Origin of the sequence: Pseudomonas sp. T1.Ur (assembly GCF_023516725.1) — a bacterium.
In the GTDB taxonomy this organism is placed as follows: domain Bacteria; phylum Pseudomonadota; class Gammaproteobacteria; order Pseudomonadales; family Pseudomonadaceae; genus Aquipseudomonas; species Aquipseudomonas alvandae.
On record NZ_JAMGSN010000001.1, the window covers coordinates 1,603,900 to 1,627,702 of the forward strand.

General features: G+C 58.9%; 20 protein-coding genes. 7 read left to right on the top strand and 13 right to left on the bottom strand.

Going from position 1 to position 23,803, the window contains the following annotated elements:
* Nucleotides 1-6 precede the first annotated feature (6 nt).
* From M8Q45_RS07510 to choW, 3 genes are all read right to left on the bottom strand, one after another.
* Nucleotides 7-1,260: an aromatic ring-hydroxylating oxygenase subunit alpha gene (locus tag M8Q45_RS07510; RefSeq protein ID WP_249874157.1), complete on the bottom strand. Its 1,254-nt coding sequence runs from the start codon at nt 1,258-1,260 to the stop codon at nt 7-9.
* A gap of 75 nt (nt 1,261-1,335) precedes the next feature.
* Nucleotides 1,336-2,559: a choline ABC transporter ATP-binding protein gene (gene choV / locus M8Q45_RS07515; protein ID WP_249874158.1), complete on the bottom strand. Its 1,224-nt coding sequence runs from the start codon at nt 2,557-2,559 to the stop codon at nt 1,336-1,338.
* Entirely contained in the window at nt 2,556-3,404 is an 849-nt protein-coding gene (gene choW / locus M8Q45_RS07520; protein WP_249874159.1) for a choline ABC transporter permease subunit, read from the bottom strand. The genes choV and choW overlap by 4 nt, the downstream gene beginning before the upstream one ends.
* A 224-nt stretch (nt 3,405-3,628) precedes the next feature.
* Here choW and M8Q45_RS07525 point away from each other — a divergent pair, with 224 nt between their 5' ends.
* On the top strand, nt 3,629-4,330 hold the full coding sequence (locus M8Q45_RS07525) for a TetR/AcrR family transcriptional regulator (protein ID WP_249874160.1): 702 nt from the start codon (nt 3,629-3,631) through the stop codon (nt 4,328-4,330).
* Complete coding sequence (locus M8Q45_RS07530; protein WP_249874161.1) at nt 4,327-5,112, top strand: pyrroline-5-carboxylate reductase family protein; 786 nt, start codon at nt 4,327-4,329, stop codon at nt 5,110-5,112. The genes M8Q45_RS07525 and M8Q45_RS07530 overlap by 4 nt, the downstream gene beginning before the upstream one ends.
* Before the next feature lie 103 nt (nt 5,113-5,215).
* Here the strand turns inward: M8Q45_RS07530 and M8Q45_RS07535 are convergent, their stop codons facing one another.
* On the bottom strand, nt 5,216-5,599 hold the full coding sequence (locus M8Q45_RS07535) for a VOC family protein (protein ID WP_249874162.1): 384 nt from the start codon (nt 5,597-5,599) through the stop codon (nt 5,216-5,218).
* Nucleotides 5,600-5,791: 192 nt separating this feature from the next.
* Nucleotides 5,792-7,828 carry an NADH:flavin oxidoreductase gene (locus M8Q45_RS07540; RefSeq protein WP_249874163.1) on the bottom strand — a complete coding sequence of 679 codons (2,037 nt, stop codon included), beginning with the start codon at nt 7,826-7,828 and terminating at the stop codon, nt 5,792-5,794.
* 205 nt (nt 7,829-8,033) lie between these two features.
* Between M8Q45_RS07540 and M8Q45_RS07545 the strand changes: the two genes are divergently transcribed.
* The 3 genes from M8Q45_RS07545 (at nt 8,034) to M8Q45_RS07555 (ending at nt 10,790) form a co-directional block, all read left to right on the top strand.
* Nucleotides 8,034-8,783, top strand: a complete 750-nt coding sequence (locus M8Q45_RS07545) for an electron transfer flavoprotein subunit beta/FixA family protein (RefSeq protein ID WP_249874164.1) — start codon at nt 8,034-8,036, stop codon at nt 8,781-8,783.
* Nucleotides 8,783-9,718 (top strand): electron transfer flavoprotein subunit alpha/FixB family protein, encoded by a 936-nt coding sequence (locus M8Q45_RS07550; RefSeq protein ID WP_249874165.1) that lies wholly within the window; start codon nt 8,783-8,785, stop codon nt 9,716-9,718. The genes M8Q45_RS07545 and M8Q45_RS07550 overlap by 1 nt, the downstream gene beginning before the upstream one ends.
* A gap of 172 nt (nt 9,719-9,890) precedes the next feature.
* Complete coding sequence (locus M8Q45_RS07555) at nt 9,891-10,790, top strand: glycine betaine ABC transporter substrate-binding protein (protein WP_249874166.1); 900 nt, start codon at nt 9,891-9,893, stop codon at nt 10,788-10,790.
* A 61-nt stretch (nt 10,791-10,851) separates the two neighbouring features.
* On the opposite strand, the gene M8Q45_RS07560 is transcribed toward M8Q45_RS07555, so the two are convergent.
* From M8Q45_RS07560 to proV, 8 genes are all read right to left on the bottom strand, one after another.
* A complete protein-coding gene (locus M8Q45_RS07560) occupies nt 10,852-11,805 on the bottom strand; it encodes a GlxA family transcriptional regulator (RefSeq protein ID WP_249874167.1) in 954 nt (317 codons plus the stop codon).
* Nucleotides 11,802-13,163, bottom strand: a complete 1,362-nt coding sequence (dddP, locus tag M8Q45_RS07565; protein WP_249874168.1) for a dimethylsulfonioproprionate lyase DddP — start codon at nt 13,161-13,163, stop codon at nt 11,802-11,804. Before dddP ends, M8Q45_RS07560 begins: the two co-directional genes overlap by 4 nt.
* Before the next feature lie 164 nt (nt 13,164-13,327).
* The gene (locus M8Q45_RS07570) at nt 13,328-14,818 is read right to left on the bottom strand and encodes an aldehyde dehydrogenase (protein ID WP_249874169.1); all 1,491 of its coding nucleotides are present in this window, start codon (nt 14,816-14,818) and stop codon (nt 13,328-13,330) included.
* Between the two features lies 1 nt (nt 14,819).
* On the bottom strand, nt 14,820-15,722 hold the full coding sequence (locus M8Q45_RS07575) for a dihydrodipicolinate synthase family protein (RefSeq protein WP_249874170.1): 903 nt from the start codon (nt 15,720-15,722) through the stop codon (nt 14,820-14,822).
* Nucleotides 15,723-15,863: 141 nt separating this feature from the next.
* Nucleotides 15,864-17,183, bottom strand: coding sequence for an NAD(P)/FAD-dependent oxidoreductase (locus M8Q45_RS07580; protein ID WP_249874171.1), 1,320 nt, complete (start codon nt 17,181-17,183; stop codon nt 15,864-15,866).
* A 316-nt stretch (nt 17,184-17,499) separates the two neighbouring features.
* A complete protein-coding gene (gene proX, locus M8Q45_RS07585) occupies nt 17,500-18,528 on the bottom strand; it encodes a glycine betaine/L-proline ABC transporter substrate-binding protein ProX (protein ID WP_249874172.1) in 1,029 nt (342 codons plus the stop codon).
* A gap of 58 nt (nt 18,529-18,586) precedes the next feature.
* Nucleotides 18,587-19,540: a glycine betaine/L-proline ABC transporter permease ProW gene (gene proW, locus M8Q45_RS07590; protein ID WP_249874173.1), complete on the bottom strand. Its 954-nt coding sequence runs from the start codon at nt 19,538-19,540 to the stop codon at nt 18,587-18,589.
* Nucleotides 19,541-19,634: 94 nt separating this feature from the next.
* The gene (gene proV, locus M8Q45_RS07595; RefSeq protein ID WP_249874174.1) at nt 19,635-20,795 is read right to left on the bottom strand and encodes a glycine betaine/L-proline ABC transporter ATP-binding protein ProV; all 1,161 of its coding nucleotides are present in this window, start codon (nt 20,793-20,795) and stop codon (nt 19,635-19,637) included.
* Nucleotides 20,796-21,127: 332 nt separating this feature from the next.
* Between proV and M8Q45_RS07600 the strand changes: the two genes are divergently transcribed.
* Together M8Q45_RS07600 and M8Q45_RS07605 are read left to right on the top strand one after the other, a co-directional pair.
* Nucleotides 21,128-22,096, top strand: coding sequence for a LysR family transcriptional regulator (locus M8Q45_RS07600; RefSeq protein WP_249874175.1), 969 nt, complete (start codon nt 21,128-21,130; stop codon nt 22,094-22,096).
* 272 nt (nt 22,097-22,368) lie between these two features.
* Nucleotides 22,369-23,604 (top strand): aromatic ring-hydroxylating oxygenase subunit alpha, encoded by a 1,236-nt coding sequence (locus tag M8Q45_RS07605; protein WP_249874176.1) that lies wholly within the window; start codon nt 22,369-22,371, stop codon nt 23,602-23,604.
* Nucleotides 23,605-23,803 lie beyond the last annotated feature (199 nt).

The window sequence follows — 23,803 nt, forward strand, 5'->3', positions numbered from 1 at the left end:
CATCCCTCACACGCCGTGGGCGGCCAGACGCGCCGCGTACCAGCGCGAGAACTGGTCGACATAGGTTTCGGTAAATGCCGAGAACGGTCCGGGCGTGTAGGCCGGGTCCTGGGTGCCGCTATGGGTGATGCCGACGAGGCTGGCGTCCTGGAGGTTGGTCGCCGCCCAGACTTCGGTCAGCTTGTCCAACGCGTAGTCCACGCCTTCGACGGCGTCGGCGTGCACCAGCCATTTGGTGCGCACCAGGGTTCTATCGGGCGCGAGCGGGATGATGTAGGAGACGATCGCGTGATCGCTCATGATGTGGGTCCATGAGTTATGGGTCCACAAGTGCATGTCGCCCAGGTCGCGGCGCGTGAGGTCGCCAAACAGTCGGGTGCAGGCCACGCGGGTATCGAGGGTCTGGGATTCGCCGTTGCCCGCGATGACCAGGCGCTGGGAGCGGAACTGAGTCACCGCGTCCTCGCCCAGGTGCTCGACGGCGTCACACAGGTAGCCTTCGCGTTCCCAGTCCTGCTTGGTGTTGGCGTTGCGCTGGTGGTACTCCTGCAACGCCTGGAGCGAGTCCTCGCCCAGTCCATCGGTGCAGAAGCCGAAATCCTCCGGCAGGAACGACGCCGTCAGTTCGGGGTGGGTGGCGGCGCAGTGGTAGCACTCGCGATTGTTCTCGATCACCAGTTTCCAATTGCCGTTCTCGATGATCTCCGACTCGTAGGCGATCTTGGAATGGGCAAGGTCATATTGAGCGAAACGCGGCGTCATGACCTGGTCCAGGTACAGGATGTCTTCTGGCGGCTCGTCACTCAGGCAGACGAAAACATGGGTGCCGACCACGCACGTATGGACAGGGATCAGGCTCTTGCACCCCGGGTCGAAATCCTTGCCCATGTGGGCGGCATGTTTCAGGCTGCCGTCGAGGTCGTACGTCCATTGGTGATAAGGACAGACCAGCATGCCCACCGTCGATTTGCCGGCCTGTTTCAGGCGCGCCCCACGGTGGCGGCAGACGTTGCGGAAGGCCTGCACATGCTCGTCGTCATCGCGCACCAGGAGGATGGAGGATTTGCCGATGTCGATCGTGGAGACATCGCCGGGTTCGGCAACGTCGCTGGTGACCCCCACCAGAATCCAGTGCTTGGTAAAAAAGACATCGACATCGGTATCAAAAATATCCTGGCGGCCGAACAGACCGCCGGGCATGCCATGGCCGGGGGCGCGATCGGCCAGCAGTTCACGATGGGTTTTCAAGGTAGGGTTCATCGTCGATCTCACTCAAGGCAAATGATCGGTGGTTGGCGGACAAGCAGTGCTGCAGGAAAAATGGGTGTCGTTTGTTCAAGCCACCGAAGGCTGCGGCAATGGCTCGGGTAAGACCGGGTGCGACAGGTCATGGCCGAGCAGCGCCCGGTACAGTTCCACGTCGCCCAATACGCCCAGGACGGTTTGGGCATCGTCGACGACGAGCAATGGATGACCTGTTTCATAACGGATCCCCAAGGCGACTCGCATGCGGGTGTCCGGCGTTACCAGCGTGACTTGGCGGCGCAAGCTTCCGAAGGCCTTGCTGTCCTCCCAGTGTTGCGCCGGCAGGGCGGTTGCGCCTCGTCGGATGCTGGCCAGTCCTCGGGATTGATCCAATGCCATCCAGAGGTTCTGTACCGTATCCAGGCAATATTCATCCCGGGCGAAAACGCATCGGTCCAGCGGGGTCATCAAGCTTTTCGCGCACAGCACATTCAGCGGATTGGTGTGGGCCACAAAGTTGCGCACGTAGTCGTCGGCCGGGTTCAGGACGATTTCTTCGGGCTTGCTGTACTGAATGATCTTGCCGTCCTTCATGATCGCGATCCGCGTCCCCAGCTTGAGGGCTTCGTCCAGGTCATGACTGACGAACACAATGGTCTTGTGCAACTTGCGCTGCAGGTCGAGCAATTCGTCCTGCAAACCTTGGCGGATCAGCGGGTCGAGGGCCGAGAACGGCTCGTCCATCAGCAGAATGTCCGCGTCCATCGCCAGGGCGCGGGCCAGCCCCACACGCTGTTGCATGCCGCCGGACAACTCGTCCGGCTTCTTGTTGCGCCACTGGGTCAAACCCACCAGTTCAAGCTTTTCGTCGACCAGTCTGCGCCGCTCCTTCTCCGGGCGACCCTGCATCTCCAAACCGAAACCGATGTTCTCGCGCACCGTCAGCCAGGGCATCAGGGCGAACTTCTGGAACACCATGGCGATGCGCTGGGTGCGCATCATCTTCAACTCGGCTGGGGTGCAGGCGGCAATGTCGATCTGCCGACCTTCGTGTTCGACGAAGAGCTTGCCGCGGCTCACCGTGTTCAAGCCGTTGATGCAGCGCAGCAGGCTGGACTTGCCGGAACCCGACAAGCCCATCAATACGCAGATTTCGCCTTTGTTGATCGCCAGGTTGGCCTTTTCCACGCCGACGATCAGGCCTGTCTTCTGCAGAATGTCTGGCCGGGAAAAACCTTGATCCAGCAGGTCCAGCGCGGCCTTGGGACGATGGGAGAAAATGACGTCGACGTCTTCGAAACGAATGATGCTCATACGTCACCTCGTCTTACGGTTTCGCGTTGTTTGCAAATGCGGTCGAGGATGATCGCCAGCAACACGATCGCCAGGCCTGCTTCGAAGCCCATGGCGATATCAGCTGTGTTCAAGGCGTTGACGACGGGTTTGCCCAAGCCGTCCGCGCCCACCAGCGCGGCAATGACCACCATCGACAGCGACAACATGATGCATTGGGTGATGCCGGCGGCGATGCTCGGCATCGCATGGGGCAACTCGATGCGGGCCAACAACTGGCGACGCGAGCAACCGAACGCCTTGCCGGCGTCCATCAACTCTTGTGGGACGTCACGCACGCCCAGGTACGTAAGGCGAATCGGCGCGGCGATGGCGAAGACCACTGTGGAGATCAACCCGGGAACCACACCGAGGCCGAACAGCGTCAAGGTCGGGATCAGGTAGACGAAGGTGGGCACGGTCTGCATCAAGTCGAGCACCGGTCGCAAGGCTGCGTAGAACCAGGGGCGATGCGCCGCGACGATCCCCAGCGGCACGCCGACGATCACGCACACCAGCGTGGCGAATGTCACTTGGGCCAGGGTCTCCATGGTTTCCTGCCAGTAGCCCAGGTTGAGGATCAACAGGAACGACAGGGCGACGAACAGCGTCAGGCTCACCTTGCGTTGAATGTAGAAGGCGAGCAGCGCCAGCAGCCCTATCAAGGCCAGCGGATTGAACCAGAGCAGGGCGCTGGTGAAGAGGCTGATGATTTCGGAGAGCGACGACGATATGGCGTCGAATATATCCGCGCCATGCTGGGTCAGCCACTCGACGTACCGGGCGATGTGCTCGCCCAATGGAAGTTTTTCTTGCGTAGTCCACATAGAGGCGGCTCGTTGTTGTTTTGGTTTGCCTGGAGCAGATACTCGTCCGGGGCCTGCCACGCTGACAAACCATTTAAAATCAGCCACTCATGATTTTTTCTCATCAATCTTTTTGCGGTCTCGGGGGAAGAAGGGGCGGTGAGTCGATAAAATGTACTTAGGTGTACATTTAGCGGGCATCCGAGTACATTCGCGTTACGTATGTTCAATAAGGTGGATGCAAGATGCCCCAGGTAGGGAAGGCACGTGGCAAGGCCCAAGACGCGGGTTGGCGGGGGTCGCCAGAAGGGTGGCTGGAGGCGGCCTACGAGGCTTTGAAGGAGTCCGGCATCGATGCGGTCCGGGTCATGCCGTTGGCCAAGCGCCTGGGTCTGTCGCGCACCAGTTTCTATTGGTTCTTCGAGGATCGCGAACAGCTGCTGGCGGCCTTGCTGTCGCGTTGGCGCGAGACCAATACCGGTGGCCTGATCCGGCAAAGCGAAAGCTACGCCGAGAGCATTTCCGAGGCGATCCTGAACGTCTTTGAATGTTGGTTGAACCCTCAGCTGTTCGACTCGCAGTTTGAGTTCGCGGTGCGCAGTTGGGCGCTCCAGTCCGCCGACGTCGCCCAAGAAGTTGCGATCGTCGACGAGCAGCGAATGGGCGCCCTGGCGAGCATGTTCAAGCGCTTTGGCTACGACAGCCAGGGGGCCGACGCACGAGCCCGGACGATCTATCTGACGCAGATCGGCTACATCACCATGAACACCAGCGAGCTGATCACCGTGCGTTTCCAGCGCATCCCCCATTACGTGAGCATCTTCACCGGCAAGGTGCCCAAGCAGCGCGAGCTGGATCGTTTCTATGGCAAATTCGGCTATGCCGAAAAAGAGCCTGGGGTCTTTGTGCCGCTGGTGGAAACGTTTGAAGAGACGGCTGAAAAATGACCGAGCCGACGCTGGGCATCATTGGCGGTACAGGCTGGCTGGGCGGGGCGATTGCCCAGGCCGTGCTGGCGAAGGCCTTGTTGCCGGCGGGTAATCTGATCCTCTCCAATCGCTCCGGGGCACATCCACTGGCGCAGCAAGGCGTTTGCCTGGTCACCGACAACCAGGCACTGGTGGACCGCAGCGACGTCATCGTCATCGCGGTACGACCCGAGCAGTTCGCCAGCCTGACCCTCGACGCGATGGGCAAGACGGTCATTTCACTGATGGCCGGAATCACGGCGCAGGCTATTGCCGCGCAGACCTCGGCTTCAAGGGTCGTACGGGCGATGCCCAACGCGGCGGTGGAGATCGGGCAATCCTTTACGCCGTGGTATTGCGCTGGCGTGGCGGAGCCGACGACGAAAAGCCTGGTCCAGCGCTTGTTCGAATGCGTCGGCACGGCTGCCGAGGTCCAACAGGAGGATTTCATTGATTACCTGTCCGCGCTGTCGGGCACCGGCCCGGCCTTTCCTGCCTTGTTGATGACGGCGTTGGCGAATCAGGCGATGGCAGCCGGCATCCCAGCCGAGATTGCCCAGCTTGCCGCGAGGAATGTCGTGGTCAACAGCAGCCAGCTGCTGGCCAGTCATGACGCGCAACACATGATCGATGCCCTGGTCGCCTATCGCGGCGTGACGGCCGCTGCCTTGCAGTCAATGACCCAGGGACATTTCGAGGCGCAGGTGGGAAGGGCGTTGCAAGCCGGCGCCGCAGTGGCGCGCAAAGGGCTCCAAGCCTGATCCATTGCCCGGAAATTGTGGGAGCGGGCTTGCTCGCGATGATGTCAGCCGATCCAACATTCCTGTCACTGACCCGCCGCTTTTGCGAGCAAGCTCCATTTCATTACTCAGCCTTGAAGCAATACACCGCCAGCTTGTTCCCATCCAAGTCCCGGGCATAAGCCGCGTAGGCATTTTCCGCCCAGCCGCGAGAGCCCGGCAGCCCCTCGCACACGCCGCCATTCACCAGCGCGGCGCTATGGAAGGCATGGACCGCCGCCCGGTCCGGCGCTTCGAAACTCACGGTGACGCCGTTGCCGATGGACGCGGGGTTGCCGTTGGCCGGGTTCAGTACAAAGAACGAAGGCTTGTCGACGCCCCAGATGGAACCGGCCTCATCAAGGTCGGCAACGCGCTTGAGGCCGATTTCCTTCAAGGTGGCGTCATAAAACGCACGGGCCTTTGCCAGGTTGTTGGTGCCGACGGTGACATGGGTAAAAACGGACATTTCATTTCCTTTCTGTTGGTTGTAGAAGTTTACGGACGGGATAACCGTGGCGAGGGAGCTTGCTCCCGCTTGAGTGCCAAGCGCTCATAACAGGTCTGCTGCGCAGCCCAGCGGGAGCAAGCTCCCTCGCCACGGATTGAGCGCATTTCTTATTCAGGGCGAACGTTGCCCGATCCTTATCGGGCCGCGTCTTCAGATGTCCTTGACCAGCCGCAGCGCATCGTAGATCGCGGCATGGGTATTACGCGCCGACACCGCGTCGCCGATGCGGAACAGCTGGAAGCGGCCCTCGGGGTTGGTCACGATGTTCTGGGTTTTCCCGGTAATCAGGTCGTGCTGTTCGACCGCGCCGTTGTTGCTCGAATGCGGGCGCAGCTCGAAGTACAAGTCATCCAGGGGCAGGGTGCCGTGGTTGACCACCACCTGATCGACCACGCGCTGCTTGTGCACCTGGCCGTAATCGCTGCCGAAGCTGGCGACCAACTGCCCGTCGCGTTTTTCCACGGCGTCGACCCGATACGTGACGGTGAAGGTGACGTTCAGGTCCTGCAGGCTGCGCATGTACGGCACCAGGTTCATGGCCATCACTTCCGGCGCGAACGATCGGTCGGGCGTGACGATCTCCAGTTTCGCACCGCTGTTGGCGATCACCTCGGCCGCCTGTAGCGCCGCGTGGTCGCCGGCATCGTCGAAGATCAGCACGTTCTGGCCGGGTTTGACGTCGCCGGAAATGATGTCCCAGGTCGACACCACCAGTTCGTTGCCTTGCTTGAGCACCTCGGTGTGGGGCAGGCCGCCCGTGGCGACGATCACCACGTCCGGCTCCTCGGCCATGACCGTCTCGGCCTCGGCCCAGGTGTTGAATTGAAACTTCACGCCCAGCCGTTCGCACTGCGCCATGCGCCAATCGATGATGCTGATCATCTCCCGGCGCCGCTCGCTCTGCGCGGTCAGGCGGATCTGCCCGCCTGGCTGGTCGGCCACTTCGAACACCGTGACGTCGTGGCCACGTTCACCAGCCACCCGTGCCGCTTCCAGCCCCGCCGGGCCGGTGCCGATCACCACGACCTTGCGCTTGACCGGCGCCTTGGGGATGTCGTGGGGCATGGTGGTTTCGCGCCCGGTGGCGGCGTTGTGGATGCAATACGCGGCGCCGCCCTGGTAGATGCGATCCAGGCAATAGTTGGCGCCGACGCAGGGGCGGATGTCTTCTTCGCGCTTTTCGATGATCTTGCGCACGATGTGCGGGTCGGTCATGTGGGCTCGCGTCATCCCGATCATGTCGACCTTGCCCGAGGCAATGGCATGCCGCGCAGTGGCGACGTCCGGGATCTTCGCCGCGTGGAACGTCGGGAAACCGGTGGCCGAGCGGATCTCGCCGGCAAAATCCAAGTGTGGCGAGTTGCGCATGCCCTGGATCGGAATCACGTCGGTAAGGCCGGCATCGGTATCGATATGCCCGCGCACGACGTTAAGGAAATCCACCAGCCCGCTGTCCTTGAGCATGTGGGAAATCTGGATGCCGTCGCTGGCACCGAAGCCCCCTGGCAAGTCTTCGTCGCCGGTGTAGCGCACCCCCAGCAGGAAATCTTCACCGCAACGCTGGCGGATACCGCGCAACACATCGAAGGTGAAGCGCATGCGGTTTTCCAGCGAGCCACCGTAGGACCCGTCGAGATCGTTGGTCAGTGGCGACCAGAATTGATCCATGAGATGCCCGTAGGCCTGCAGCTCCAGGCCATCCAGGCCCGCGGCCTTCATGCGTTCGGCAGCGTCCACGTAATCCTTGATGATCCGGTCGATGTCCCAGTCTTCCATCTTTTTCGGGAAGGCCCGGTGGGATGCTTCGCGGCGATGGGACGGCGAGACGACCGGCAGCCAGTCAGCCTTGTCCCAGCGCGTGCGCCGGCCCAGGTGGGTCAGTTGGATCATCACCGCCGCGCCGTGCTCGTGGCATTCGTCGGTCAGGTCCTTCATCCATTTGACCACTTCGTCCTTGTACGCCAGCACGTTGTTGAACACCGGCGGGCTGTCCCGGGAAACAGCGGCGGAGCCCGCGGTCATGGTCAGCGCCACGCCGGCCTTCGCCCGCTCGACGTGATAGGCACGGTACAAGTCCTTCGGCATGCCATCGACGGGATACGCCGGTTCATGAGAGGTGGTCATGATCCGATTCTTGAGCGTCAGATGCTTGATTTTGTAGGGCTGCAGCAGAGGATCACTGGACATGGTGTTGCTCCGGGAACAGAACATCAGGCTTGGTTTTGACATAACGGTATGTGCAATGTTCATGTGTGTCAATGATTGAGACACAGGTGTACATTTTTCTTGCGCCGCGGAAAAACCAGGATTACCATCCAGTCGAAACAGGGGTGATGGCACGTGTAGCCGGTCGCCCGCGTCGATCCAGAGTGCGAGGGGGATGCGAGGAATCATGAAAGTGCTCGTTGCGGTAAAGCGCGCCATCGACCCGAATGTGAAAGTCCGGGTAAAGGCTGACGGTTCGGACGTCGAGCTCAACGGCGTGAAAATGGCCTTGAACCCGTTTTGCGAGATCGCAGTGGAGGAGGCAATCCGCCTCAAGGAGAAGGGGCTGGCGTCCGAGGTCGTGGTGGTCTCGGTGGGCAGTCCTGCGGCGCAGGAACAATTGCGCACCGCATTGGCGCTGGGTGCGGATCGAGCACTTCTGGTTGAGACGAGCGCGGTCCTTGAGCCGCTCAACGTCGCCAAGTACTTGAGCAAGGTGATCGACCAGGAAAAGCCGCAACTGATCCTGTTCGGCAAGCAGGCGATTGACCAGGAGAACAATCAGGTCGGGCAAATGGTGGCGCAGTTGATCGGTTGCGGTCAGGCCACTTACGCCTCGGCGGTCAATCATGTCGACGGGCAATGGGTCGTCGAGCGTGAAGTCGACGGCGGCAGTCAGGTCGTCGCCCTCACGGTGCCCGCCGTGGTGACCTGTGATCTGCGCCTGAACCAACCGCGCTACGCCTCGTTGCCGAACATCATGAAAGCCAAGAAAAAACCGCTGCAAATCATTGCCGCCGACACCTTGGGCGCGAGCGTGAAGGAACACGCTCGATTGTTGGGCGTGGTCCCACCGCCGGTGCGCAAGGCAGGCATCACGGTCGCTTCGGTGGCTGAGCTGGTGGATAAACTGAAAAACGTGGCGGGGGTGATTTGATGCGCAGTTTAGTGATCGCCGAGCACAGTGCCGGTCAACTGACGGCAGGTACACGCAGCGCCGTGACCGCCGCCCTGGCGCTGGGGGGCGAGACGGATTTGCTGGTCTTGGGTGGAGCGGATGCGCCGGAAGTGGCGCGCCAAGCTGCGCTCGTCCAAGGCCTGGACCGAGTCCTGCTCGTACAGGATGCGCTGTTCGAAAAAACACTGGCCGAAAATACCCAGCCGCTGATCACGTCGTTGGTCTGCGAGGGTTATACGCACGTTTTCGCCGACGCCAGCAGCATGGGCCGCAACCTGTTGCCGCGGGTCGCGGCCAGCCTGGATGTCGGCATGCTTTCAGACGTTACCGCTATCGTTTCGGCGGACACTTTCCAGCGCCCCATCTATGCCGGCAACGCGATCGCCACGGTTCAATCCCTCGATCCAATCAAGTTGCTCACCGTTCGCGCCTCGGCGTTCGCCCAAGCGCTGACCCAGGACAAACCCTGCGAAGTCATCGCGGTGGAGGGCGGCCAAAGCTCAACCCACGCCCGCTTTGTCAGTGAACAACTGACAACCAGCGCAAGGCCCGATCTGTCGAGCGCCCGCGTCGTGGTGTCCGGCGGCCGGGGGATGCAAGCCAAAGACAATTTTGCCTTGATCGAACGCGTGGCGGACAAGCTCGGTGGCGCGGTGGGTGCCTCCCGCGCAGCGGTGGATTCAGGGTTTGCCCCCAACGATCTGCAGGTGGGGCAAACAGGAAAGATCGTCGCGCCAGAGCTTTACATCGCGGCGGGTATCAGTGGCGCCATCCAACATCTTGCGGGCATGAGCGGTTCAAAAGTCATCGTCGCGATCAACCAGGACGCCGAGGCGCCGATTGCCCAGGTGGCGGATTACCTGTTGGTGGCGGATTTGTTCGAGGCTTTGCCGGCACTCGAGAAGGCGTTGTGAATAAGCCGGTCATTGCGGTTGGAAACGCCAGAGGGCGGAGGAGGGCCGAAAAACTTCAGTCCCCGTGATTTTCATAACGAGAACCCACCGGATGGCCGCGTGCGGTCGTGATGGGAAATAAATGCTTCTGCTGCCCTGCCAATAACTATTAATACAGTCTGCGGAGATGCACATGATGACGTTATCCAGTAAAACTTTAATCGGCTGGTTTGCAGGCCTTGCTTTAGCCTGCAGCAGCCTGATCGTCCAAGCCGAGGAACCCGCGCCCATCCGTATCGGTTGGGTGAACTGGTCGGATACGGAAATCGCGGTGAAACTGGCGAACACCGCGTTGCAGGATCACCTCAAGCAACCGGTCAAGTTGGTGCTGGCCGACATCGGCATCCAGTTCCAGGCGCTGGCTAACGGCAATATCGACTTGATCCCGATGGTCTGGCTGCCCAGCACTCACAAGTCCTTCTATGACAAGTACAAGGACAGGCTCGAAGACCTCGGCGTGCTGTACGAAGGCCGGATCGGCATGGCGGTGCCCACCTCCATTCCCACCAGCGAGATCGCCAGCGTCGAGGACCTCAACAAGCCTGAAGTGCGGGAAAAACTCGGTGGCAAGATCCTCACCTCGGAAGTGGGCAACGGTCAGTACAAGCTGACGGAAAAGGCCATCAAGGAATACAAGCTCGACGGCTACAAGATGGTGGCTTCGTCGGAGTCCGGGATGCTGAGCGAGCTGGATCGCAACATCAAGCGCGACAAATGGTCGTTGGTCAACGCCTGGAGCCCGCACTGGATGTTCGCCAAATGGCCGCTGCGCTACCTCGATGATCCAAAGCAGATCTTCGGTGGCGCCGAGCAGATCCACGCCGTCGCACGCAAAGGCTTCAGCGCGGAGCACCCTGAGGTGGCGCGCTTCTTCGCCAACTTCAAGATTCCCAAGGCAGACCTCGAGAAGTTGATGGCGGACGCCCGTGACAGCTCGGCGGACAAGGTGGTCGCAGAATATTACGCAACCAACAAGCCGCGTTTCGAAGCGATGTTTGGCAGCCAGACGGCTTCTGCGACGCCGGCCCAGTAATCGTCGTTGCTATCCGATAGTTGTTGCAGTCCGGTGCCCTTCGTGAGGGGCACCGGATGCACTATATTTCGTAACGACTTTCCCTTGAAGGCGGACAACCAAAGAGCGTGCTGTAGCACTTGCTGAAGTGAGGGGTCGAAACGAAACCGCAGGCAATGGCAACCTCAGTGACGCTCAGCCTGGAATTCTGCAGCAGGCGTCGTGCCTCGGTCAGCCGTAGTTCCAGATAGTACCGTTGGGGGGACATATTGATCTGTTTTCGAAACAGACGTTGGACCTGGCGCTTGGAAAGTTGAACGCATTGGGCGAGCAGATCCAGGTTCAACGGTTCTTCAAGATTGCACTCCATCAAGGCAATGACTTCTCGCAGGGAGGCACTGACTTTGCGGTCCAGCACCTTTGCCGAAGTCCGAAACCGAGACTCGTGATCCAACAGGTCAAATACGGCATCCGCGACGTTGGGGTCGAGGGCGGCGTAAAGCCACTTGATCATGATCTGGAACGCGCCGGCAGGGTTTGACGCGGTGAACCGGTCCCTGTCGAACACCACCGTATCCAACGTCACCGTTGTCTTGGGGGCGCACTCTGACAAGGCCATACGTTGTTCGGCGTGAATGGCGCATCGGTAACCATCCAGCAGTCCTGCCTTGCCCAAGTACCAGGCGCCGTTCCATAACCCGCCGAGTGCAATGGGCATGTTCGCCAGCTTGGTCAGCAGTGTTATCAGCCCGTTGGGGAGTGCCCTGGGCGTGCGCAGCCCGCCGCAGACAATCATCAAGTCCAGCGCCGCGATCCTGATATCGGTCAACGGTGTGTCTGGCCTGATAGGGATTGCCAGGTCGCTGATCACTTCAGAGTCGTTTCGACTGAACGTATGGATTCTTATCGATCCGGGCTGGATGAGGTTGGCGGTGACCAGCACGTCCAGGCATTGGGTGAAACAGGTCAGGGAGAAGTTGTCGAGCAACAGGAATCCCACGCTCGATGTTTTCTGGGGCTCGATCATCGGGTTCATGAGGTGTGCTTCGCATCCCGCAGGAAACTGTCATCGAAAGGGTAGCGGGTGAGTAATTCATAACCGGTCTGCGTCACCAGCAGTTGGTTCTCCAGCTTGATGCCATCCCGTCCGCCCACCTCGCCTACATACGCCTCGACGCAAAGGGTCATGCCCGCCTGGAGCTCGCCCTCGTATCCGTAGGATTCCAGATCTTCTGGATATCGGATGCTTGGGTATTCGTCACACAGCCCGACGCCGTGATAAAGCACGCCATAGCGTTGGGCCCGGCACGGTTCGGGCAATCGGTGCGCCTTGGCGGTCAATTCGGTGAAGCGTACGCCCGGCTTGATCAGTTCGGTGTTGTGGACGATATGGTCATGGGCGATTCGATACAGGCGCTTCTGTTCGGCGGTGGGCTCCAGCCCTCCGCAAATCCAGCTGCGGGACATGTCCACGCACATTCCGTAGGTGCCGATCAGATCCGTGTCGAACGACAACAGGTCGCCGTCGCTCAACACCCGTGGGCCAGACTCCTGGAACCAGGGGTTGGTACGGGGACCGGAACTGAGGATGCGCGTCTCGATCCATTCGCCACCACGGCGGATATTGCCGGCATGCAGCGCGGCCCAGACGTCGTTTTCGGTCGCGCCGGCGCGCATGGCCTGGTGCATCTCGGCGACTGAGGCTTCACACGCGGCCACCGCGCAGCGCATCGCCTTGATTTCATCCGGGCCTTTGATCATGCGTGCGAACTCGGTCACTTCCTGGCCGCTGCACATCTCGATCGCCAGGGCATCCAGTGCGCGCACGCCGGCGACTTCGATTCGATCGACCGCAAGGCGTCGGTTGGTTCCGGCGTGTTGGCGCAGCAACTCGTCGATTTGCGCGGCGAAATGCCTGGCGTGGCGATCCGTGTGCTCACCGGTCTCGAAAAAGAAAAACGATGCACCGCTGCGCAGTTCAGTGACCAGTGGCAAGTGGGCGGAAAGGTGATCGCAGCCATGGAAGTCCCACAGCACGACGTGCCCACTGGCGGCGACGAAGCAGGCCCGTGCGGGGTTATGGGTCGTCCATAACTGCATGTTGGTGGTGTCGGTCGCGTAGCGGATATTCAATGGATCGAACAGCAGAATGCCGCCCAGGTCACGGGCGACCAACTGATCAACCAGTCGTTGCAATCGGTACGTACGCAGCGTGGGCAAATGGGGCGGCTCCAGGCCCAAACGCTCCCACTCCGCAAAAGCCAGCGGAGTAGGGCCTATTTCGACACGGTCGTTGTCATTGGCGGAGCCATCTTTTTTTAAGGCGGTTGCACGCTGCCTGGCCGGGTCGATGCGCTGGGCATTGGCTGGAATCGAAAAAGGTGAAGGGGTCATGATGGCGTCCAGTGTTCGGTCTGCCTGAGGTATTGCCCGCTGTGCCGGCCCCATCGCGAGCAAGCTCGCTCCCACAGGGTCATGTGTACCCCGGAGGAATGTGGGAGCGAGCTTGCTCGCGATGAGGCCAGTACAGCCGCCACAAAATCGCGATTTCGATCAGGTTACGAAGCGTCGATCCAGATGGTTTTCAGCTCGGTGTACTGATCATGGGCCCAGACGGATTTGTCTCGACCCCCAAAGCCAGACTCCTTGTAGCCGCCGAACGGCGTGGAGGCGTCGCCTTCACCGAAACAGTTGACCGTGACCACGCCCGCGCGAATTTCCCGCGACAGCCGCAAGGCGTTACGCAGGCTGCCGGTGTAGGCGGACGCCGCCAGGCCGTAGACCGTGTCATTGGCCAGCTCGATGGCTTCGTCGATCGTGCTGAAGCTGGTGACGCTCAATACCGGCCCGAAGATCTCCTCGATAAACAGGCGACTGTCACGCTCCACGCCATCGATGATCGTCGGCTGCACGAACACGCCGGACTCGGTCTCGCCACCTTGCATCACATTGAGTTTGTGCTCGGCTGCGTATTCCAGATACGAACGTACCTTGTCGAAATGCGTTTTGCTGATCATGGCGCCGAGGCGATTTTCAGGATCGAGCGGGTCACCCATTTTCCAATCGCACAGATGCTTGCCGATCAGTTGCAGCAGTTCATCCTTGACGTCTTTATGGACGATCAGCCGTGAGGAGGCCGAGCAGTTCTCGCCCATGTTCCAGAACGCGCCGGCGGTCACGTACTGGGCCACCTGATCGAGGTCTTCGCAGTCATTCATCACCACGGCGGGGTTTTTACCCCCCAGTTCCAGCACCACGCGCTTGAGGTTCGACTCGGACGCGTACTTGAGGAACAACCGGCCCGTGTCGGTCGAACCGGTGAAGCTGACCATCGCCACATCCATGTGCCGACCGATTGGCTCGCCAGCCTCCCGGCCACCGCCCGGGGTGATGTTGAACACGCCTGGCGGAATACCGGCCTGATGGGCCAGCTCGGCAACACGCAGCGCGGTCAGGGTGGTTTCCTTGGCCGGCTTGACCACGATGGAACAGCCGGCGGCCAAGGACGGGCCGATCTTCCAGGCCAGCATCAACAGTGGGAAGTTCCACGGCAGGACCAGGCCGACGACACCGATCGCCTCGCGCACCACCAGGGTGACGGCACCGTGGCCGGTCGGCGCGGTGCTGTCGTACACCTTGTCGATCAACTCCGCATGCCAGCGCAAGGTATGGATGGCATCGGGCACATCGACGTTCTGGCATTCGCTGACCGGCTTGCCACTGTCCAGGCTTTCCAGCACGGCGAGTTCATGGGCATTGTCTTCCAGCAATTGGGCGAAACGCAGGAGCACCTGTTTGCGTGCGCCGGGCGACAGCTTATGCCAGCGACCGTCCTCGAACGCTTGCTTGGCGGCCGCCACGGCAACGTCGACGTCACGGCTATCGCACGCCGCTATCTCGGCAAGCTGTTCACCCGTGGCCGGGTTCGTCGTGATGAAGGTTTTTCCAGAGAGTGCATCACGGAACTCGCCGTTGATGAACGCCTGGGTAGGAAACTGCAACTGGGCGGCGATGGCCGCGTACTGTGCTTTGCTCAGTAAATCAGCCATCTCAGGCACCTCCAGTGATCTGCGCGATGTTGCGCTTGAGCTCGGTGACGACGCCTTGTAGCGCCTGCTTTTCCTCAAGGTCCAGGCCGTGCAGGGGGGCGCGCAGGCCACCGGTGCTCAAGCCGTTCATTTCACACCCGTACTTGATGGACTGGACAAACTTCCCGCCTTCCAGGAAGTCCATCAGCGGCATCATCGCCGCCATGATGCGGCGGCCTTTGTCGAAGTTTTTTTCGACAACGCAGGCTTCATACAACGCGACGTGCTCGCGGGGAATGAAGTTGGAACCGGCACACACCCAACTGCGGGCGCCCCAGGCGAAAAACTCCAGGGCTTGATCGTCCCAGCCGCACGACAGGGCAATGTGCGGGTACTTGCAGGCCAAACGGTGCATCTGCGCCATGTCACCGGAGCTTTCCTTGATGGCAACGATGTTTTTCACATCGCCGACTTCATCAAAGAACTCCTCGCCCATGCTCACGCCCATGCGGCCTGGGTAGTTGTAAAGCATGATGGGGAGACTGGCGGCGCGGTCCACCGCCTTGACATGCAGGGCGATCTCTTTTTGTGTCGGCAGTGCATAGGGTGGCGAACCCACCAACAATGCATCGGCCTTGATGGCCTTCGCCGCTTCGGCGTAGGCGACCGAGTCTTCAGTGCGGATGGCGCCGGTGCCGACGATCAGCGGCAGACGACCACACAATACGTCCTTGGCCTGGGCAGCCAGGTCGAAACGCTCCTGGGCGGTGTGTGCGTAATATTCGCCGGTCGAGCCGCCGATAATGATGCCGTGTACCTTGGCGTCCACCAGATACTCCAGGACTTCGGCGAAGGCGGTCTTATCGATACTGCCGTCAGGGGTCAGCGGCGTAACGGCCGGTGTGTAAATGCCTTCAAATTTCATTTATCTCGCTCCAGTTAGTGTCACTGCCTACCAAGCGGCGCTACCTCGATAGAGTCAGCGCAGCCAATCTTTAAACCAAGGGAGGCCGCTTGTTGAAAGTCGAATGAACGACTTCAAGTTCTTAAAGTTTGTCGGGCCGGATTAACTTTCTTTTCCCGCTCGGTATTGCCCCCAGCGCAAACTTATATTGACGCCCGCTGAAACCAGCGGGGCGGGTGGGTTAGGGCAGGGGCCCGGTGACTTCAAGACAAAATCAATGAGCTCGGATTGTTCTCCGGCCAGCCAATCCGCCAAGAGTTTTCCGGTCGCCGTGCCGCGGGTAACACCTAGTCCGTTGCAGCACAGTGCCCCATAGACGTTGGGTGAAAGTTCGCCGAAATAACCCATGTGGTTCCGTGAAAGAGCCAGTGCGCCGCCCCAGGTATAGTCGAAGTTCATTTCAGGCAGCATGGGAAACCGTTGTTCGAAAGAGGCCTGATGCCGGGCGACAAAACGCTTCAAGTATTTTGAATCGCTGCGGCCGTCCGGGTTGAAGCTGAAACTGTTACGGATCAAAAGACGGTTGTCCGGTGTGCGACGTACCGTGGTGCCGAATGGGTCCGCAGGAATGACACCCCAATAAGGCAAGCCGCCGAGACGAGCTTGCTCTTGCTCGGTCATGGGGCGGGTCAGGCTGGCGTAGGTGAACACCGGCAGCATGCGGCCCTTGAGGAAGCCGAAACTCATGCCAAAGGCATTATTGGTCAGGATCAGTTTGTCCGCGGTAATTGAGCCCGCGGCGTGCGTGAGCACGGTCTTGGTGCCGTACTCCACATGGGTGATCGGGGTGTTTTCGTATAGCGTCACGTTGCTGGGAAGGCTGTCGGCCAAGCCTTTGACCAGCGCCGAAGGCTGAAGCAACGACGTCCCCGGCGTAAATAAGGCCTTGCGGTAAAAATGCGTGCCGATATGTTCGGGCAGTTCGTTGGCCTCGATCATCTGGTAGGGCTGATCGAGTTTATCGAGTCCGCGACGGTAGGCCTCCAGGACGGCGATGCCCCGTGGTTCAACGGCTGCCTGATATTTGCCGCAATGCTTCATTTGGCAATCGATGCTGTGGCGTTCAACCAATTCCTTTAAATAACTCAGGCCACTCAGATTAAGTTTCAGTGTTGTTTTAGCCGTGGCGATATCGCCGATGTAGTCCTCAGCGGCGATGTCATGCGGCAAGTCGATCGCGAACCCGGCATTGCGACCGGAAGTGCCAAAGCCCACTTCCTGTGCGTCGATCAACACGACCTGATCGTCGGGGAAATGAGTCGCGAGCTGACGGGCGGCGGCAAGCCCGGTGAAGCCGGCACCGACAATGACCCAGCGTGCGCTGCCATGGCCTTGATGGGCGGGCTTGACCTGGCGCCCCCGGCTCAAGTGGTACCAACCGCAAGATTGATCATCGGCAGGTAATGACGATACTTTTAACATTTCAAGATCCTGTTCATTCAACCGATCCGACGTCAGTCATGCAAAAAAAGAGAGCTTGGTAACTTCACGTGAATTGAGTATTCAGCGGGCGTAACGGTTAAGTTTTGCAGTTTCAATTGGCGGTAGGGCCATGGCCAAATCTATTCGGGTGGTTGCTTGATATCCAACAACATTTAATAGCGAAAAAAGATAACCCTCCGTTATAAGTAATCGGAACGGAGGCTTTCAGTGGGTTGTTCACGAGTTGAATTCTACGTGGAGCGGAACGCCATTAAAGAGGCGGGGAGCCATCGACTCGTCCCGCCTCTTATCCACATTAATTTTTAGCTTGTGTCGCCGCCGCGCGAGCGGTTTGCAACCAAGCATCAAATTGCTGCCGATGGGCGGCTACCCACTCCTTGGCGTGACGTTGGATATCAGCTGGCTTTTTCTCGCCCTGTTGCATTTTCAAGTTCTGGGCACTTTCGTCGGCCGTAGTAATTTGCATCACCGAAAGGAACTTCAAGGCCGCCGGGTTTTTCTCGGCGAAGTCTTTGTTCAACACGGCCTGGACTTTGTCTACCGCAAAGCCGAGGTTCTTGCCCTTGTACATTGTGTCGACCGTATTGTTGCCATCAGGCAAGTCGGTTTTCGGTACTTCCAGCCAGACCACATCCTTGTCTTCGACCAAGACAGTGGCGATCCATTGTGGGACCCAGGTGAAGTAGAGAATCGGCTGCCCTTCCTTATACCGAGTGATGGTGTCCGCCATCAGTGCGAAATAAGAACCCTGGTTGACGGTGACCGTTTTTTCGAGGCCGTAGGCCTTCATGTGGTGCGCGATGACCAGCTCGCAGCCCCAGCCAGGATTGCATCCCGTCAGGTCCGCCTTGCCGTCGCCGTTGGTGTCGAACAGCTTGGCGATTTCCGGTTTTTTCAGGTCAGTGATGTATTTGATGCCATGGGCGTCGGCGGTCTTCTTGTCGATCAAATAACCTTGGAGTACGCCGGGCATGATGTCGCCCGCCTTGACCATGGTCTTGTCGCCCCCGGCCTGCTGGTAGAACTTATCGTGCAATTTGTCCCACAAGTGCACCGTAAAGTCCGCGTCACCGCTACTCAGCGCCATCATCATGACGCCGTACTCGGTCTCCTTGGGGTCCTGCACCTTGTAACCCAGCTCTCGAAGACCTTCCATTGCCACTTCACCGCGGAATCGTTCCTCAGCGATGGAAGGGAAGATGGGGGTGATCTTTACACCGTCGCCCGGTTGGTTGGCCGAGGCGTTTGCGCAAAGCGACATCGCTGCTATGGCGAGGGCTGTAGCGCAATTGAGAATGCTGCGGGAAAGCTTGAACTCAGACATTATCGCGTACCTTTTTTGGGTTTTTATCTTCGAGAGCGGCAGATTTGGAGAGGAGGGTTCAAGCGGTCTTGCTTCGCCCCGCAGGTTGTCTTGCGCCGAACAGGCGCAGCAGCAGACCTACGGGACCGGTGTGATACCAGCGCAGGCTCGGGTCGGCTCCGGTGCGCGCGCCCATGGCTTGGGTCAAGCGGTCAAGGAAGATGGCGAGCAGCACCAGGCCAGTTCCGCCGACCGTGGCCAAGCCCATGTCCAGGCGACCGATGCCGCGCAGGACCATCTGCCCAAGGCCGCCCACCGAGATCATCGACGCGATGACCACCATCGACAGCGAGAGCATCAGGGTCTGGTTGAGTCCCGCCATGATGGTGGGGGTCGCCAGTGGCAACTGGACGCGGGTCAACATCTGCCGAGGCGTGCAGCCAAACGCGCGGGCCGCTTCTATCTTGTCTTCCGGTACCTGGCGGATGCCCAGGTTTGTCAGGCGCACCAGCGGGGGGAGGGCGAAGACAATGGTCACCAGGATGCCCGGCACGTTGCCGATGCCGAAGAGCATGACGACAGGGACAAGGTAAACGAACGCCGGCAATGTCTGCATGGCGTCGAGTACGGGCCGCAAGATCCTTTCCAGGTTGTCGCTGCGGGCGCAGAGAATACCCAGGGGGATGCCTAGCAAGGCGCAAAAGAAGACTGAAGTCAGTACCAGCGCCAGCGTGGTCATCGACTCGGACCAGACACCGATCAGACCCAGCAGCGTGAGCGTCACAAAGCACAGTAACGCCATGCGTTTGCCGGCGAGCTGCCATCCCAGTAATGAAGACAGAATGATCCCAATGCTGGGTGGGATGCTCTGCAGTGTGTATTCGACACCGTTGAGTACTTGGTCAATCGGCCAGCGGATGGCACGGAACACATCGCGGAAGTTGTGCACCAGGAAGTTGAGGGTGCTTTCCACCCAATCACCCAATGGAATAGTGACGACTTGAAACGGATCGAGAAAACTGAACTCGGACATCAGGGCTTACCTCTTCATCATCACCGCAGCGGCGTTATGAAAGCCGCAGGTACTTCAGGTCAGGGACGCGCCGGCGTAGAGGGGCGCGGCTGTATCAATGGCGGCTCAGCGTTTGCAGTAACTCGCTCTTTGACAGGGTCCCGGTGAGCGCGCCCGAACGGTCGAGTACAGGGACCGGGTAGGGCAGGTTGGCTGCGATCTCCAGCACTTCGTGCAGAGGGGTATCGGTAAATACGGGATGCTGTTGGTGCTGGGTGTAATGCGTGCTGCCACCCGCGCCGCTGGTATCGATATCCACGACCCCGAGCAGTTGCCCGCCTTCATCGATCAAGTAACCAAACGGTAGGCCGGCCTTGAACTGTGGCGCTTGGCCGTTCAGCTTGCGCACCCATTCCGGGTCAAGCCTGGCCACGTCGCCTGCCTTCAGGATTCGGGAGCTGTCGAAGCCTTTGAAGAACGTGCGGACATAGTCATTGGCCGGTTGACTGATCAGCTCTTGAGGCGTGCCGATCTGTACCACCTGGCCGCCTTCCATGATCGCGATGCGGTGACCGATGCGGACGGCTTCCTCGATGTCGTGGGAAATGAAGATGATGGTCCGCTTCTGCTCGGCCTGGAGGCGAATGAGCTCTCCCTGCATCTCGCTGCGGATAAGCGGGTCCAGGGCGGAAAAGGCTTCGTCCATCAGCAGGATGGTCGGGTCGTTCGCAAGCGCACGGGCCAGGCCCACGCGTTGTTGCATGCCGCCGGAAAGTTGGTGCGGATAACTGTGCTCCTGTCCGGCAAGACCGACCTGGCTGAGGGCTTCCCTGGCGCGGCTATGGCGTTCCTTTTCACCGATACCGGAAATTTCCAGGCCGAAGGCGGTGTTTTCCAGGACACTCATGTGGGGCATCAAGGCAAAGGACTGGAACACCATGCCCATTTCTTTGCGGCGGACATCGAGAAGGGCTTTATCAGCCAACCCGGTAATTTCCCGACCATTCAGATAAATGCTGCCTGACGTGGGCTCGATGAGGCGATTGAACAAGCGCACCATCGTCGACTTGCCCGAACCAGAGAGCCCCATGATCACAAAGATTTCGCCACGCTTGACAGCAAAACTGGCGTCGAAAACACCGATCACTTGACCTGTTTTCTCAAAGACTTCTTTTTTGCTTGCCCCGGCGGCGACCATTTTCATCGCCGCGTCGGGTTGTGCACCAAATATTTTAAAGACGTTCTTAACGGAAATGATTTCGTCTGGACTCGTCATTGCGTCCCTCCTTTGCGTGTAACGCTACAAGCGCGCGAAATCGAATTGAATTCGGGCGTTGTTAAATTAGGCGGGCAGTAATAGAAGATGAACCTGCGCATGACATGTACCTGTTTTTATTGTTTGCCCCTAGGGTCGGGCTTTTTCTCAATCTATAAGTATCCCGATCTTTAATCCAACAACATTTACAGGGCTTTATGGATAACCTAACGTTATCGAGACCTGCCGAAACGACTGCCTTGGCCCAATCACGACGCTTTGGTATGGCCTGGTCTAGGCTATTGAGTTACGCTCCGGCGCTTTCGCGGATGATAGGAGGATGAAGGCTCGCCATGCTCAGCAGACACGTTGACCCCGATACATTGCTGCTTAGAATGCCTTCCCTCCGGGCTGTCAGGGCATTTGTCGCCGCCGCTAAATATGAAAGCTTCACACGGGCTGCGGAGGCGCTGTGCGTATCGCAAGCCGCGATCAGTCGGCAGATTCGAGAGCTTGAGGACTCATTGGGCGCTCAACTGTTCATGCGTGCCGGGCGCACGGTAGAACTAACCGCCGAGGGAAAGATCTTTTTTGAGGCGGCACAACTGTCGTTCGTTAATATCGCGCAGGCGGCCGAAAGGATTCGTACCGCGCCGACGCAGAAACATATCCTGACGGTTTGTTGTTCACCGGCCTTCTCGGCATTATGGCTGTCCGAGCATCTTCCAGAGTTTCGTGCAACTAACCCGGATATTGAGTTCAACCTGATAACCACGCAGAATTTTGTGAATATGGAGCCTGGTGTAGAGCCGGACATCATCATTTCAAAAATTCGCAAGGTTGGAGACGGGTATAAAAGTTATCAGTTGTGCCACGATATTATTTATCCTGTCTGCTCTCCCGCGTTTCTGGACGCGCATCCCGAACTGACCTCCCTTGAAGGGGTGCGTGATTCTTTACTACTCAATCTAAGCCCCTATGGACGGTCGGGGGTGGCCGAGCATGTGGACTGGGGGGTGTGGCTGGCTTTTCTGAACGTGGATATCGATGAGCGTCCTGCCGACTGTCCGCCTATTTTTCATGCCAACGACTACAACCTGATCATGAACATGGTCCTGACCCATCAAGGCGTTGCACTGGGCTGGAACCAGCTGGTCGGCGCGATGGTCGAGAGAGGCCAGCTCGTTCGACCCGTCGAGCATCAGGTGACGCTTCGAAACAGTCTTCATTACGTGGCCTGCAATGAAAGGAGTGAATACGAAGATGCCTGCCGCAGAGTACGGGACTGGATCCTTTCGAAGTTTTCCAGGTGGAGCGTATAAATTTCCCGCTGCCTCTAAGTTTCTCGGTCGGTAGTGATTGTCGGCTGGGTATCGTCTGGATTCGCAGGGTCATAACGCTAAGTTATCAGTTGAACGACGAAAATGTAGTTTTGTCGACTGGACAGGCTGCCGTACCCTTGGTGTTAAACATGGCTAAAAATACTTGTTCAGCGGCTGCGTTGGACGATTCTGCGCGCAGGATCCGTTGGCCATGACACCGTTTTCCAGGCGTACTTGCCATTAACCGTCAGGTTGATGTGTAGAGGATAATAATGAATACCAAGGCATCCGTGATCGACCTGATTCAAAAACGTAAGGCGCGCCACGCGCTTCCCCGTGAACTCTATATTGAACCTGAGGTTTTTCGTCAGGATCTTGAGCAGATCTGGCACAAGGATTGGATTTTTGCCGGGCATACTTTTGAGCTTGAAAAACCCGGGCAATACTTGACGTTGCAGATCGGCGATTATCCCGTCTTGATCATCAGGGATAAAAGTGGCGAGGTCCGCGCTTTTCACAATGCTTGTCGTCATCGGGGTTCCAAAGTTTGCGAGCACGCCCAGGGCAAAGTGGCGAAACTGGTCTGTCCTTATCATAAGTGGACGTTCGAACTGGATGGCAATCTTTTGTTTGCCAGTAATATGGGGGCCGATTTCGACAGGTCCCAATACAACCTGAAACCTGTTCATTGTGAGATTGTTCATACCTACATTTATGTTTGCGTCGCTGACGAGGCGCCGGAATTCGACAGTTTCAGGGATTCTGTAAGTCCTTTCATCGCTCCGCATTTCCTGGATAACTGCAAGGTGGCTTTCGAGTCCAACCTCATCGAAAAGGGTAACTGGAAGCTCGTGTTTGAAAACAACCGCGAGTGTTTCCACTGCGACGGCACGCATCCCGAGTTGATGAACTCTTTTGTCGAGAACCTTTCGGTGGCAGGCGTCGGGGGCGAAGATGATCCCGAACTGACTGCGCACTGGAATCGCTGCGAAATCGCGGGAATGCCCAGCAAGCTGGTCATGGACCCGAATGGCCGTTTTCGTATGACACGCATTCCACTTTCCGCAGGTGCCGTGAGTTACACCATGGACGGTAAACCGGCTGTGGCGGGGCGCCTGGATAAAAGCGGCGAGCCGGATATTGGCGCGCTGCTCTACTTTAACTATCCGTCTACCTGGAACCACTTTCTCGGCGATCACGCCTTGAGCTTCCGGGTACTCCCGATCGGACCAGGCGAAACGCTTGTGACCACCAAATGGCTGGTGCCCAATACCGCTGTTGAAGGTGTGGACTACGAGATCGATCGGCTGACGAAGGTTTGGCTGGCCACCAACGATCAAGACCGTCGCCTGGTAGAAGGCACGCAGGCAGGTGTGACCTCACCGACCTACGAGCCGGGACCCTTTTCGGACATTGCGGAAAATGGTGTATGCCAGTTTGACGATTGGTACTGCGAAACCATGCTGGCGCGCCTCCAGGCCCAGATTCCACTTAAATCGGTGGGTTGATTACCCGATCACTTAAGGTCGTCTAGACACCTGTGGCGAGGGCGCTTGCTCCCGCTGGGACGGTCCGACGCTTCGGGCGAAGCGGCGCCGGAACTGACGAATGCGGAGCTTTAGCTGTACCGCATTCGCCGGATTTACGGCTGCTTCGCAGCCGAGCGGGAGCAAGCTCCCTCGCCACGGGGGCCGTCGTTTTTCCTAA